The sequence below is a fragment of the Citrobacter amalonaticus genome (assembly GCF_002918555.1).
Taxonomy (GTDB): domain Bacteria; phylum Pseudomonadota; class Gammaproteobacteria; order Enterobacterales; family Enterobacteriaceae; genus Citrobacter_C; species Citrobacter_C amalonaticus_A.
In genome coordinates this window covers 1,160,834-1,174,569 of sequence record NZ_PQMB01000002.1, presented here as the reverse complement: position 1 = coordinate 1,174,569, position 13,736 = coordinate 1,160,834, and the positions used below count along the sequence as shown (strand labels likewise).

The following is a 13,736-nucleotide window of genomic DNA, read 5'->3' as shown; positions in this document are numbered from 1 at the left end:
GGGCTGGCTGGTGATTTCATATCGATATATTGTTCTGGTTTTTAGATCCCTCCTTGCTTTAAAACGTTATAAGCGTTTAAATTGCGCCCCATGTGCTGTCAGACCGACTGCATTTACGCGGTAAATCGAAAAACTATTCTCCGCCGCGCCAGCTCAGGAGCATATCCCGCTGGAATTGCCTAAAAATGTCGCTGTATCGTCCCAAAGGGAAGGCAGGGTATTTAACGTTTTCAACACCACATCCACAGGCCGTAAGACTTTATGACCCATCAGTTAAAATCGCGCGATATCATCGCCCTGGGCTTTATGACATTTGCGCTGTTTGTCGGCGCAGGTAACATTATTTTTCCTCCTATGGTCGGACTGCAGGCAGGCGAGCACGTCTGGACTGCGGCATTTGGGTTTCTGATTACCGCCGTTGGCCTGCCTGTGCTCACCGTTGTCGCATTGGCGAAAGTGGGAGGCGGCGTTGATAGCCTGAGCACCCCGATTGGCAAAGTGGCGGGCGTTTTGCTGGCGACCGTCTGCTATCTGGCCGTTGGTCCGCTGTTTGCTACCCCGCGTACCGCGACCGTTTCGTTTGAAGTGGGGATCGCCCCGCTGACTGGCGATTCGGCAATGCCGCTGTTCATCTATAGCGTGGTGTACTTCTCGATTGTGATTCTGGTATCGCTCTACCCGGGCAAACTGCTGGATACCGTGGGTAACTTTCTGGCGCCGTTGAAAATTATCGCGCTGATTATTCTCTCCGTTGCCGCGATTGTCTGGCCTGCGGGTCCGATCAGCAACGCGATGGAAGCGTACCAGAACGCGGCGTTTTCCAACGGTTTCGTCAATGGTTACCTGACCATGGACACGCTGGGCGCCATGGTGTTTGGTATCGTTATTGTCAATGCGGCACGCTCTCGCGGCGTAACAGAAGCGCGCCTGCTGACCCGTTATACCGTCTGGGCGGGGTTAATGGCCGGCGTGGGGCTGACGCTGCTGTATCTGGCACTGTTCCGTCTGGGCTCTGACAGTGCGACGCTGGTCGATCAATCCGTTAACGGTGCGGCGATTCTGCATGCGTATGTTCAGCACACCTTTGGCGGTGGCGGAAGCTTCCTGCTGGCGGCACTGATCTTCATCGCTTGTCTGGTCACGGCGGTCGGCCTGACCTGCGCCTGTGCGGAGTTTTTCGCTCAGTACGTACCGCTCTCCTATCGCGCACTGGTGTTCATCCTGGGCGGTTTCTCGATGGTGGTTTCTAACCTGGGCCTGAGCCACCTGATCCAGATTTCCATTCCGGTGCTGACGGCTATCTATCCGCCGTGTATCGCACTGGTTGTATTAAGTTTTACCCGCTCATGGTGGCATAATTCTTCCCGCGTCGTTGCTCCGGCGATGTTTATCAGCCTGCTTTTTGGTATCCTTGACGGGATTAAAGCCTCTGCATTTGGCGATGTCCTGCCTGCCTGGACCCAGCGACTGCCGCTGGCGGAACAAGGTCTGGCGTGGCTGATGCCAACTGTTGTGATGGTGGTCCTGGCAATTATCTGGGATCGCGCAGCAGGTCGGCAAGTGACCTCCAGCGCCCACTAAGATCGCTGAAAGTATGTGTATACCACGGGGCTCAGGCCCCGTGGTTTTTTTATTGTGTTGATGGGTCAGGAATTGATGGAAAGCAATAATAAGCTAAAGCGTGGGCTAAGCACCCGGCACATTCGCTTTATGGCATTGGGTTCAGCAATTGGCACCGGATTGTTTTACGGTTCGGCAGACGCCATTAAAATGGCGGGGCCGAGCGTGCTGCTGGCTTACATTATTGGCGGGGTGGCGGCGTATATTATCATGCGCGCTTTGGGGGAGATGTCCGTTCATAACCCTGCCGCCAGCTCATTTTCGCGCTATGCGCAGGAAAACCTTGGCCCACTGGCGGGCTATATCACCGGCTGGACCTACTGTTTCGAAATTCTGATTGTCGCCATTGCTGACGTGACTGCATTCGGCATCTATATGGGCGTCTGGTTCCCGACGGTACCGCACTGGATTTGGGTACTTAGCGTGGTGCTGATTATTTGCGCTATCAACCTGATGAGCGTGAAGGTATTCGGCGAGCTGGAGTTCTGGTTCTCGTTCTTTAAAGTCGCCACCATCATCATCATGATCGTTGCCGGTTTCGGCATCATTATCTGGGGAATTGGCAACGGGGGACAGCCTACGGGCATTCATAACCTGTGGAGTAACGGCGGCTTCTTCAGTAACGGCTGGCTGGGAATGGTGATGTCGCTGCAGATGGTGATGTTTGCCTACGGCGGCATTGAGATTATCGGCATCACCGCCGGGGAAGCGAAAGACCCGGAAAAATCGATTCCGCGCGCCATCAACTCCGTACCGATGCGTATTCTGGTGTTCTACGTGGGTACGCTGTTTGTCATTATGTCGATCTACCCGTGGAATCAGGTGGGAACCGACGGTAGCCCGTTTGTCCTGACCTTCCAGCATTTAGGGATCACCTTTGCCGCCAGTATTCTTAACTTTGTGGTGTTAACCGCCTCGCTGTCGGCGATTAACTCTGACGTATTTGGCGTAGGCCGCATGTTGCACGGTATGGCAGAGCAGGGCAGTGCGCCGAAAGTGTTTGCGAAAACCTCGCGCCGGGGTATTCCGTGGGTAACGGTGATGGTGATGACTATTGCCCTGCTGTTTGCGGTTTACCTGAACTACATCATGCCGGAGAACGTCTTCCTGGTGATTGCGTCGCTGGCGACCTTTGCCACGGTATGGGTGTGGATTATGATCCTGCTTTCGCAGATTGCTTTCCGCCGCCGTCTGCCGCCGGAAGAGGTACAGGCGCTGAAGTTTAAGGTTCCTGGTGGGGTGGCAACGACCCTTGCTGGCCTGATTTTCCTGGTCTTTATCATCTGCCTTATCGGATACCATCCGGATACCCGTATCTCGCTGTATGTCGGTTTCGCATGGATTGTCCTGCTGCTGACTGGCTGGATGTTTAAACGCCGTCACGACCGTCGAGTGGCTGAAGCGAACGGATGACAAAGCCTCGAATGCCCGATGGCGCAAGCTTATCGGGCTGACAAACGGCGGTGATTTCCCTGGCCGGATAAGTTGCCCGCGACGCCATCCGGCATTTTACCTCCTCCCCTTTACTCCTCCCCCAATAAACATGACGATGATGAGTTATCCTGTATGTTGCTATGGCAAGGTGACCTCATTTTTATTAAAGGGGATATGTGATGTTAAATGCCTGGCACCTTCCGGTTGCCCCATTTGTTAAGCAAAACAAAGATCAACTGACCATCACACTATGGCTGACGGGGGACGATCTTCCCCTGCGCGTCACGCTGCGCGCAGAAAATGATAATGAAGAAACCTCGCTGACGATGCATAAGCTGCGCAGTCAGCCGCAGCCTGGCGTGACGGCATGGCGGGCGGCGATCGATCTTGCCGGCGGGCAGCCGCGGCGACGCTATAGCTTTAAGCTGCTGTGGCACGATCGCCAGCGATGGTTTACACCGCAGGGATTCAGCCATTTTCCACCCGCACGACTTGAGCAGTTTGCCGTAGACGTGCCCGATAACGGCCCGCAGTGGGTGGCTGACCAGGTGTTCTACCAGATTTTTCCCGATCGTTTTGCCCGCAGCCAGCCGCGCGAGGCGGATCAGGATAACGTCTATTATCATCATGCCGCCGGGCAAGAGATTGTACTGCGAGACTGGGACGAGCCGCTGACGGTTCAGGCCGGTGGTTCTACTTTCTACGGCGGGGATCTGGATGGTATCAGTGAAAAACTGCCCTGGCTGAAGGCGCTTGGCGTGACGGCGCTTTACCTGAATCCGGTATTTACCGCACCGAGCGTGCATAAATATGATACCGAAGATTACCGGCATGTTGATCCGCAGTTTGGTGGGGATGGCGCGCTGCTGCGCCTGCGTCATAACACCCGGCAGCAGGGGATGCGGCTGGTACTGGACGGCGTCTTTAACCATAGCGGCGATTCTCACGCGTGGTTTGATCGTCATAACCGCGGTACCGGCGGGGCCTGCCACAACCCGGAATCCCCGTGGCGAGACTGGTATAGCTTCTCTGTGGAGGGCGTGGCGCTCGACTGGCTGGGCTATCCGAGTCTGCCTAAGCTGGACTATCAGTGCGAAACCCTGGTCAATGAGATCTATCGTGGTGAAGACAGCATTGTGCGCCACTGGCTGAAAGCGCCGTGGAACATGGACGGCTGGCGTCTTGACGTCGTCCATATGCTCGGTGAGGCCGGCGGCGCACGGAATAATTTACTCCACGTTGGCGGAATCACCCAGGCGGCAAAAGAGACTCAGCCAGAGGCATACGTGGTTGGCGAACACTTTGGCGATGCGCGCCAGTGGTTGCAGGCCGATGTGGAGGATGCCGCCATGAACTATCGTGGTTTTACCTTTCCGCTATGGGGGTTCCTCGCCAATACCGACATCTCTTACGATCCGCAGCACATCGATGCCCGAACCTGTATGGCGTGGATGGATAACTATCGGGCGGGGTTATCGCACCAGCAGCAGCTGCGCATGTTCAACCAACTCGACAGCCACGACACCGCCCGCTTTAAATCGTTACTGGGGAAAGATGTTGCCCGTCTCCCGCTGGCGGTGGTCTGGCTGTTTACCTGGCCCGGTGTGCCCTGCATCTATTATGGCGATGAGGTGGGACTGGATGGCAATAACGATCCCCTCTGTCGCAAACCGTTCCCGTGGCAGGCCGAAAAGCAGGACACCAGGCTGCTGGCGCTGTACCAACGGTTAGCAAAACTGCGCCACAGCAGCCAGGCGCTGCGTCGCGGCGGTTGTCAGGTCATTTACGCTGAAGATAACGTGGTGGTCTTTGTGCGCTTGCTGAACCAGCAGCGCGTGCTGGTGGCGATTAATCGTGGCGACGCCTGTGAAGTGGTGCTCCCGGCGTCACCGTTACTGAATGTCGCGCAATGGCGGTGTAAAGAAGGGAAGGGACAGTTTGCTGATGATATTCTGACTCTGCCCGCCATTTCCGCGTCGATTTGGATGAGTCACTGAGAGAGACAGCGCATCTTTTACCCGCGAGCAGGGATGGGCTGTGTTTTTTGAAAAGCAGCCCACTTTGCTAACAGATGTGGCGCAAATGCAACAAGTTGTGTCATTCTGCTTCGTTCTCATAGAGTGAAGGTGGAAACATGGATGAGCTACTAACCCTGGGCTGCATTGTTTTATTCTTCGCACTGGTGGTAGTACCCATTCTTGCGATTGTCGCACTCAGGCGCAGTGCGGCTGTTCGCTCTGAGCTTGTGGTACTGCGTCGCCGGGTCGAAGAGCTTGAACTGCGCGGTGCGGCACCCGCGGTGCAGGTTACAGGTACGGCGCCGATCGCTTCGGACGTGGTTACGCCGCCCGAAACAATGGCGTCGGTGCCTGATGTTATTCTTCCGGATCCGGTGGCTGACGTTGCACCTGACCCCGTTAATCCCTGGGGCTCACAGCCAAAGCCGGAGAAAGTGGCGGAGCCCACGCCACAAGCCGAGCCGCCTTCCGCTTTTGGTGGGGTGATGTCGTCACTGGTGCGCTGGTTTATGCAGGGCAACCCACTGGCGAAGCTCGGCATCCTGCTTCTGTTTCTGGGACTCTCTTTCCTGCTGCGCTATACGGTTGAACACTCCCTGTTCCCGCTTGAGCTGCGTCTGGTGGCGGCTTCGCTGTTTGCGATTGTCCTGCTGGCCGTCGGCTGGCGGCTGCGGCATAAGCAGCCGGTCTATGCGCTGATCTTACAGGGGGGGGCAACAGGGGCGCTTTATCTCACCGTTTTTGGCGCGTTCCGACTCTGGCAGATGCTGCCGATGACGCTGGCGTTTGCATTGCTGGTGGCGATTTGCGCGGCGAGCGTTGGCCTGGCTATTCTGCAAAAAGCCCTCAGCCTCGCGATGCTGGCAAGCCTCGGCGGGTATCTGGCACCGCTGCTGCTTTCCACCGGCGGCGGTAGCCATGTGGCGCTCTTCTCTTTCTATCTTCTGCTTTCGGTCGGCATTCTGGCCATCAGCATCTGGCAACACTGGCGGGAACTCAACCTGCTTGGCCTGTTGTTTACCTTTGGCATTGGCGGTCTGTGGGGGCTGAATGGCTATCGGCCTGAGTATTACCTGAGCTGCCAGCTGTTCCTGATTGTCAACACGGTTATTTTTGGTGTGCTGAGCGTGGCGTTGTCGCTGCGGGCGCAGGAGAAAGGTAAGCAGATTATTGATGGCGTGCTGCTGTTTGCGCCGCCGCTGGTCGGTTTTGGCATGCAGTACGCCATTACCCGGCATATGGGATATGGCCCGGCGCTCAGCGCATTGGGCTACGGTGGTTTCTATCTGGCGTTAGCCTGGCTGGCGTTGCGTCGCTATCCTTCTTCAGGAAGGCCGCTGGTGCTGGCGGCGTTGGCGCTGGGTGGGGCGTTTACGACACTCGCTATCCCGCTGGCGCTTTCGGCCCGCTGGACGGCGATGGCCTGGGCGCTGGAAGGTCTGGGGATCCTCTGGCTGGGCGTGCACCAGCAGCAGCGGCGCATGAGCTACAGCGGTACCGCACTGCTCGTACTGGCCGTGTGCAGCGCGCTATGGGCGCAGCTGGATGGGACAACCGCGCTTTCTCTGATGCTGATCTTCGCCGTACTCAGTCTCTGCTGGCTGGCTGCCGCATGGCTGTGGCGCAACATTCAGCGACAGGGCAGCCGGGGACTGCTGGCCGGCGGCGTGCTCTTCTGGATAATCGCGCTCATTGGGGCGTCGCAGCTGGTGCTGAAAAAGGATTCGTGGGTGCTGTCTGGCGTGCTGGCGTTAATGGCGATGTCGGCCTGGGGCTGGCGAATTGTCGCCGCTCGCCTGGCCTGGCGGGAGCTGGACGCCAGCAAATGGCTGCTCTGGCCGATGATGCTGGTGATGCTGATATCTCAGATTTCACAACAGCAGATTTTGGCCGCAGGCTGGCAGAATCTGGCCTGGTGTCTTGCGCTACCCGCTGCCGGGGCGCTCCTCTGGCGCGACGCTGGGGCGTTGCCGCCGCGCCTCTCCAGACTGGCGCACCTCTCACTCTTCTGGATGATTCTGCTGGCGCTGGCGGTAGAGCTTTTTTGGTTCACGCAGGCGCTATCATGGGGCATGGCGGCGTGGGGGAGCGGTCTGATGATGGCGGCTGGCGGCCTGTTGATTTTCCTGATTTATGAGGCGGTTCAGCGACAGCTCTGGCCGTTTCGGATCTGGCCTGAACTTTACGCTTCTCAGGCGATGATCCCGATAGCTGCGGCCCTGGCAGGTCTGTTGTTGCTGACGAATTTGCAGGACGGCGTGGTTTATCGTCATAGCTATCTGCCGCTGGTCAATCCGCTGGAAGAGGGCGCAGCTTTTGCGCTGCTGGGACTCATCGTGTTTTACCGTGTGTCGCTGCGCTATTTTCCGGTGCAGCTCTCGGTATGCCGTCCCTGGCCGTTTATTGCGCTGCTGGCGCTGAGCTTCTGGTGGCTGAATGGCGTACTGTTGCGCGCGTTGGCCTGGTACGGCGACGTCCCCTGGAGCATGGGGGCGCTGTGGCATTCACGGCTGATTCAGACCTGTTTTGTCCTGTTCTGGATGCTGGCGGCACTGGTGGTGATGTTGCGTGCAACCCGGCGTCGCTCCCGTCGCGAATGGCTTTGCGGGGCGGTCTTATTAGGTATTGTTATTGTGAAACTGATGTTGGTGGACAGTGCTCGCGGCGGCGGCCTGGCGCGCGCGGTGGCGTTTATCGGCGTGGCCATTCTGGTGTTAATCGTCGGATATTTCTCACCGTTACCGCCCAAAGCTGGAGAAGAAAAATGAAATGGATGAAAGCGGTGTTATGCGGCGTACTGCTGGGCGCGACAGGCGCGGCGGTAAGCAGCGATGAAGTGAAAGAGTCTCCGGCGGACTACGTAACGGGGGTGACGCTGGAAACTACGGGCACATCGCCGTGGTATCGCCTTTCGCTACCTCCGGCGGTGTATCCGGGTACCGCCTGGGCGGATTTGCGCGATGTCCGGGTCTTTAACCATCTGGGGGAGACGGTGCCGTTTACTCTGGTGGCGCAGAAAACCCAGCCCGTTACGCCAGAGGCAGTGGCGCTGCGTTTTTTCCCGCTTGATATGTCACCGGTTGCGCCGCGTGAGGAGGGGCAACGAGGCGGAGGCTCTATTGTTTTACGCTCGAAGAGCGGCATTGAAATTCATTTGCAAAGTGATGATGTCAAAGCGCTCGGCCAGAGCTATTTACTGACGCTCCCGGAAGAGACGAAAGATGCCTTTTCACTGGCGCAGTTACGCCTGAACTGGGACTCGCAGGCGGGCAACTGGCAGGGGAAAGCCTCGGTTTATGCAAGCAGTGATTTACGCTACTGGCGACCCGTGCAGGAAGATGCGCCGTTAATGGATCTGACGCGTGATAACGATCGCCTGAAAATGGACACCATCAGCGCCAGCCTCACGCTCTCTGCGGAGGCGACTCGCTACCTGCTGGTGATCCTCGACTCGCAAAGTCCGGTGCTGACGTTAAACAGCGTGAGCGCGATAGCGGCCAGCAGCGAGCCGGAATCCAAGCGTATCGTGATTGAAGCCCAGGGGAATAAGGTTTCGGATGACGAAGCCGTCTGGCGATGGGCGCAGCCCCAGCCGCTGACCTCGCTTCGAATCGATCTGGAAAGTGAAGGTGTTTTACCGGTGGAACTGGCCTGGCGCAGCGCTGAAAAAGAGCCCTGGCAGCCGCTGACAAAAACCATGCTTTACAATCTGGACTGGAGGCGTTCGGAAGATATTCGTCTTTCCGGTCAGTTGGTTGAGGCCGTCCGGATGACGACCATTAACGCCCGGTTGCCGGAGAGACTGCCTGAGTTGAGCGGCATGCGCGACAGTTATCAACTGGTGTTTAATACGCAGGGCAAAGGGCCTTATATGCTGGCGTGGGGAAACCGGGCGGCGAAAAAGGCAGATGTTGGTCTCGATATGCTGATCCCGGCGTCGCTGCGTAAATCGCAGGAGATGGATGATCTACCGTGGGCGACTCTTCAGGAGAGCGTGGCGCTTGGCGGTGAAGCGCGACTGGCGGCAACGACGGCAACTGAGCAGCAAAGTCAGTGGAAAACCCTGCTGGTGTGGGGGGCGCTGATACTCGGCGTTGCCGTTCTCGCACTTATGGCATGGCGGCTCTGGCGGGAAGTCAGCAAGGGCGGCGCAGCATAAGTAATAAGTGAAATGCCCGATGGCGCAAGCTTATCGGGTCTGCAAATGGTAGCACCCCGGGCCGGATAAGCCGCAAGCGAGGCCATCCGGTAAAAACAGGCGTGACGTTTGTCAGCAATAAAAAAGGCTCGCCGTGGCGAGCCTTTTTTCAATTCAAGCCGATTACAGGCTGGAAACGTTTTCGGTCAGGTATTTTGCTACGCCGTCCGGAGACGCGTTCATACCTTCTTTACCTTTTTCCCACTGTGCCGGGCAAACTTCACCGTGCTCTTCGTGGAACTGCAGCGCGTCAACCATACGCAGCATTTCGTCGACGTTACGGCCCAGCGGCAGATCGTTTACCACCTGGTGACGAACAACACCGTTCGCGTCAATCAGGAAAGAGCCACGCAGTGCAACGCCCGCTTCCGGGTGCTCGATGCCGTAGGCTTTCTGAATTTCACGCTTAACATCAGCAACCATTGCGTATTTCACCGCACCGATGCCGCCTTTGTCGACAGGGGTGTTACGCCATGCGTTGTGGACGAATTCAGAGTCAAAAGAAACGCCAACCACTTCAACGCCGCGCTTCTGGAATTCTTCATAACGTTTGTCGAACGCGATCAGTTCAGACGGGCATACGAAGGTGAAGTCCATCGGCCAGAAGAACAGAACGGTCGCTTTACCGTTGGTGTGCTGTTTGAAGTTGAAGTTTTCAACAATCTCACCGCTACCCAGTACCGCAGCTGCTGTGAAATCCGGAGCCTGACGAGTAACCAGTACCATATAATTCTCCTGCAAAGTTAAGGGTTTTTAGAACGCAACGCGGGCAAGTATAGGGAGGCTAAGGTAACAACTCAATGCGGTGCTGACAATCAATGAGACAGGTTTTGGCTATCAATATTTTTGCCGGATGGCGGCGTTACCTAATCCTGCCACCTCCCTGCTGCAATCCGTAGGCCCGATACTGGCAATCAAAGCGCTTTGCGGCTTGCCTGCGCCATCATCTGCGGATAGAAGCGCCAGAAGCGTTCTTCCAGCGCATCGTAGTGCGTATCCAGATCGTGCCAGGAGTCGCGTAGTGCATTGAGTCGCGGGCGGCGGCTGGCCATGCCGTTCAGCACGTTCTGGATGAAATCCATATCGCGGTAGCGTTCCAGCCATTTCTCTGACCATAAATAATTGTTCAGATTAACAAAGCGCGGTGGCGAATCGGGCAGGATCGTCGTGACCTGCGTGCGGGCATAGTCAATAAATGCGTGCAGAGGGAAATCGGGCGAGAGTTGCGCCCAGTGCCGTGACAGGAAATGGTCCCACATTACATCCAGCGTAATGGGGGCCACGCGACGCGTCTCGCTGCGAAACCACGTCCGCGCTTCTCGTACTTCCGGCAGGTTGTCGGTCAGTACGTCGATCCGTCGATGCATAAAAATGCCTTCCACCACGTCAGGTGGAAAGGTCGATTCCGGATTACCCCGGACAAAATCGGCCAGTAAATTGCCGGAAAGCGAGCTGTCGGCAAGGTGAGCCAGATGCAAATGTGCAAGAAAATTCATATCCACTTCATCCTTCAAACTGCCTCTTTGTTGGCTGCCTTCACTCACCCCAGTCACTTACTTGAGTAAGCTCCCGGGGACTCATTCAGTTGCCGCCTCGATGCATCTTGAATGATTTTGTGTATAGATTATGTCTCTTAACTTGAGGGGTAAAGGTTGCAGGGAGGGCGCCCCGGCACTAGACTACCCGCCTCTAATTTTAGTCTGAGTCAGTGTCATGCGCGTTACCGATTTCACTTTTGAACTACCCGAATCCCTGATCGCCCACTATCCGCAAGCGGAGCGCAGCAGCTGTCGTTTGCTGTCGCTGGACGGGCCAACGGGCGCGCTGACGCATGGTACTTTCACCGATTTACTCGACAAGCTCAACCCTGGCGATCTTCTGGTCTTTAATAATACCCGGGTGATCCCGGCCCGTCTGTTTGGTCGCAAGGCCAGCGGCGGCAAGATTGAGGTGCTGGTTGAGCGTATGCTGGATGACAAGCGCATCCTGGCGCACATTCGCGCTTCTAAAGCGCCAAAACCGGGCGCGGAGCTGCTGTTGGGCGATGACGAGAGCATCAACGCCACCATGACCGCCCGCCACGGCGCGCTGTTTGAAGTCGAGTTTAACGATGCGCGTCCGGTACTGGATATCCTCAATGCCATCGGCCACATGCCGCTGCCGCCCTATATTGATCGTCCGGACGAGGATGCTGACCGCGAGCTTTATCAAACCGTTTATAGCGAAAAACCCGGCGCCGTTGCCGCACCGACTGCCGGCCTGCACTTTGATGAACCGCTACTGGAAAAACTGCGCGCAAAAGGTATTGAAATGGCGTTTGTCACGCTGCACGTCGGCGCCGGGACCTTCCAGCCGGTTCGCGTGGATACCATTGAAGATCACATCATGCACTCTGAATACGCAGAGGTGCCGCAGGACGTTGTCGACGCGGTGCTGGCAGCGAAAGCGCGCGGCAACCGGGTGATTGCCGTGGGTACAACCTCCGTACGTTCGCTGGAAAGCGCGGCCCAGGCGGCGAAAAACGCCCCGATCGCGCCATTCTTCGGTGATACCCAAATCTTCATTTATCCTGGCTATCAATACAAAGTGATTGATGCGCTGGTGACCAATTTCCATCTGCCGGAATCGACGCTGATCATGCTGGTTTCGGCATTTGCGGGTTATAAACACACCATGCACGCCTATCATGAAGCGGTAAAAGCGGAATATCGCTTTTTTAGTTACGGTGATGCCATGTTTATCACGTACAATCCGCAAGCCATTTTTGAGCAACCATAAGCAGGCTATCTCATTTGCTATTTTGAAGCCGGACAGTGCTCGCCATCCTCACGTGCTGCGTGTACGCTCCGGTGGCTGCCTCGATAACGCCTTCGCTTGCGGGTTATTGTATTTTTAAGCTATGGAGTGATTCCGTGGCGAATGTTTAACCATCAGACTGTTTCTCTGATGCAGGAGAAAAAATGAAATTTGAACTGGATACCACCGACGGACGCGCGCGCCGTGGCCGCCTGGTGTTTGATCGTGGCGTAGTGGAAACGCCTGCTTTTATGCCTGTGGGAACCTACGGCACTGTTAAAGGCATGACGCCGGAAGAAGTTGAAGCGACCGGCGCGCAAATCATTCTCGGCAACACCTTCCACCTGTGGCTGCGCCCGGGTCAGGAGATTATGAAGCTGCACGGCGATCTGCATGACTTTATGCAGTGGAAAGGCCCTATCCTGACCGACTCCGGCGGCTTCCAGGTGTTCAGCCTCGGCGATATTCGTAAGATCACCGAGCAGGGCGTACACTTCCGCAACCCGATTAACGGCGACCCGATTTTCCTCGATCCTGAAAAATCAATGGAAATTCAGTACGATCTCGGTTCCGATATTGTCATGATTTTTGACGAATGTACGCCTTATCCGGCGGACCGGGACTATGCTAAACGCTCTATGGAGATGTCTCTGCGTTGGGCGAAGCGTAGCCGTGACCGTTTTGATGGTCTTGGCAATAAAAATGCGCTTTTTGGCATCATTCAGGGTAGCGTTTACGAAGATTTACGTGATATCTCTGTCAAAGGTCTGGTAGAGATTGGCTTTGATGGCTACGCTGTCGGCGGTTTGGCTGTGGGTGAGCCGAAAGAAGACATGCACCGCATCCTGGAGCATGTTTGCCCGCAAATCCCGGCGGACAAACCTCGCTACCTGATGGGCGTCGGTAAACCGGAAGATTTGGTTGAAGGCGTGCGTCGCGGTATCGATATGTTTGACTGCGTCATGCCAACGCGCAATGCGCGTAATGGTCACCTTTTTGTGACTGACGGCGTGGTGAAAATTCGTAATGCGAAGTATAAAAGCGACACCAGCCCGCTCGATGCCGAGTGTGATTGTTACACCTGTCGCAATTATTCACGTGCCTACTTGCATCATCTTGATCGTTGCAACGAAATACTGGGCGCGCGACTCAACACGATTCATAACCTTCGTTACTACCAGCGCTTGATGGCGGGTTTACGCAAGGCTATTGAAGAGGGTAAATTAGAGAGCTTCGTGACCGATTTTTACCAACGTCAGGGTCGACCTGTTCCACCTTTGAACGTTGATTAATTTTAATAATGAGGGAATTTGAATGAGCTTTTTTATTTCTGATGCGGTAGCGGCAACAGGTGCTCCGGCGCAGGGCAGCCCGATGTCTCTGATTCTGATGCTGGTGGTGTTTGGTCTGATTTTCTACTTCATGATCCTTCGCCCACAGCAGAAGCGTACCAAAGAACACAAAAACCTGATGAACTCCATTGCCAAAGGCGATGAAGTGCTGACTAACGGTGGTCTGGTAGGTCGTGTGACCAAAGTAGCGGAATCGGGTTACATTGCTATCGCGCTGAACGACACCACTGAAGTGGTTATCAAACGTGATTTCGTAGCTGCCGTTCTGCCGAAAGGCACCATGAAGGCGCTGTAATAGAAACTTTTCCCTAAGGGAAC

Annotated in this window: 10 protein-coding genes; 8 read left to right on the top strand and 2 right to left on the bottom strand. The window is 55.9% G+C overall.

Annotated features, from left to right (window positions below; all coding sequences use genetic code 11):
* Positions 1–261: 261 nt before the first annotated feature.
* The 5 genes from brnQ to C3432_RS11135 all read left to right on the top strand — a co-directional run bounded on the left by brnQ (position 262) and on the right by C3432_RS11135 (position 9,231).
* Positions 262–1,581, top strand: a complete 1,320-nt coding sequence (gene brnQ, locus C3432_RS11155) for a branched-chain amino acid transporter carrier protein BrnQ (protein ID WP_103776653.1) — start codon at positions 262–264, stop codon at positions 1,579–1,581.
* A gap of 75 nt (positions 1,582–1,656) precedes the next feature.
* Positions 1,657–3,033, top strand: coding sequence for a proline-specific permease ProY (proY, locus tag C3432_RS11150; RefSeq protein ID WP_103776652.1), 1,377 nt, complete (start codon positions 1,657–1,659; stop codon positions 3,031–3,033).
* 200 nt (positions 3,034–3,233) lie between these two features.
* Entirely contained in the window at positions 3,234–5,051 is a 1,818-nt protein-coding gene (gene malZ / locus C3432_RS11145) for a maltodextrin glucosidase (protein WP_103776651.1), read from the top strand.
* Between the two features lie 137 nt (positions 5,052–5,188).
* The gene (locus C3432_RS11140) at positions 5,189–7,840 is read left to right on the top strand and encodes a DUF2339 domain-containing protein (RefSeq protein ID WP_103776650.1); all 2,652 of its coding nucleotides are present in this window, start codon (positions 5,189–5,191) and stop codon (positions 7,838–7,840) included.
* Complete coding sequence (locus tag C3432_RS11135; RefSeq protein WP_103776649.1) at positions 7,837–9,231, top strand: DUF3999 domain-containing protein; 1,395 nt, start codon at positions 7,837–7,839, stop codon at positions 9,229–9,231. Before C3432_RS11140 ends, C3432_RS11135 begins: the two co-directional genes overlap by 4 nt.
* Before the next feature lie 162 nt (positions 9,232–9,393).
* Here C3432_RS11135 and C3432_RS11130 read toward each other — a convergent pair whose 3' ends face one another.
* Both C3432_RS11130 and acpH read right to left on the bottom strand, forming a co-directional pair.
* The gene (locus C3432_RS11130; RefSeq protein WP_103776648.1) at positions 9,394–9,996 is read right to left on the bottom strand and encodes a peroxiredoxin; all 603 of its coding nucleotides are present in this window, start codon (positions 9,994–9,996) and stop codon (positions 9,394–9,396) included.
* A gap of 188 nt (positions 9,997–10,184) precedes the next feature.
* The gene (gene acpH, locus C3432_RS11125; RefSeq protein ID WP_103776647.1) at positions 10,185–10,766 is read right to left on the bottom strand and encodes an ACP phosphodiesterase; all 582 of its coding nucleotides are present in this window, start codon (positions 10,764–10,766) and stop codon (positions 10,185–10,187) included.
* A gap of 217 nt (positions 10,767–10,983) precedes the next feature.
* Between acpH and queA the strand changes: the two genes are divergently transcribed.
* The 3 genes from queA (at position 10,984) to yajC (ending at position 13,713) form a co-directional block, all read left to right on the top strand.
* Positions 10,984–12,048, top strand: a complete 1,065-nt coding sequence (queA, locus tag C3432_RS11120) for a tRNA preQ1(34) S-adenosylmethionine ribosyltransferase-isomerase QueA (protein ID WP_103776646.1) — start codon at positions 10,984–10,986, stop codon at positions 12,046–12,048.
* 182 nt (positions 12,049–12,230) lie between these two features.
* Positions 12,231–13,358, top strand: a complete 1,128-nt coding sequence (tgt, locus tag C3432_RS11115; protein WP_103776645.1) for a tRNA guanosine(34) transglycosylase Tgt — start codon at positions 12,231–12,233, stop codon at positions 13,356–13,358.
* A gap of 22 nt (positions 13,359–13,380) precedes the next feature.
* On the top strand, positions 13,381–13,713 hold the full coding sequence (yajC, locus tag C3432_RS11110) for a preprotein translocase subunit YajC (RefSeq protein ID WP_003021544.1): 333 nt from the start codon (positions 13,381–13,383) through the stop codon (positions 13,711–13,713).
* Positions 13,714–13,736: the final 23 nt, after the last annotated feature.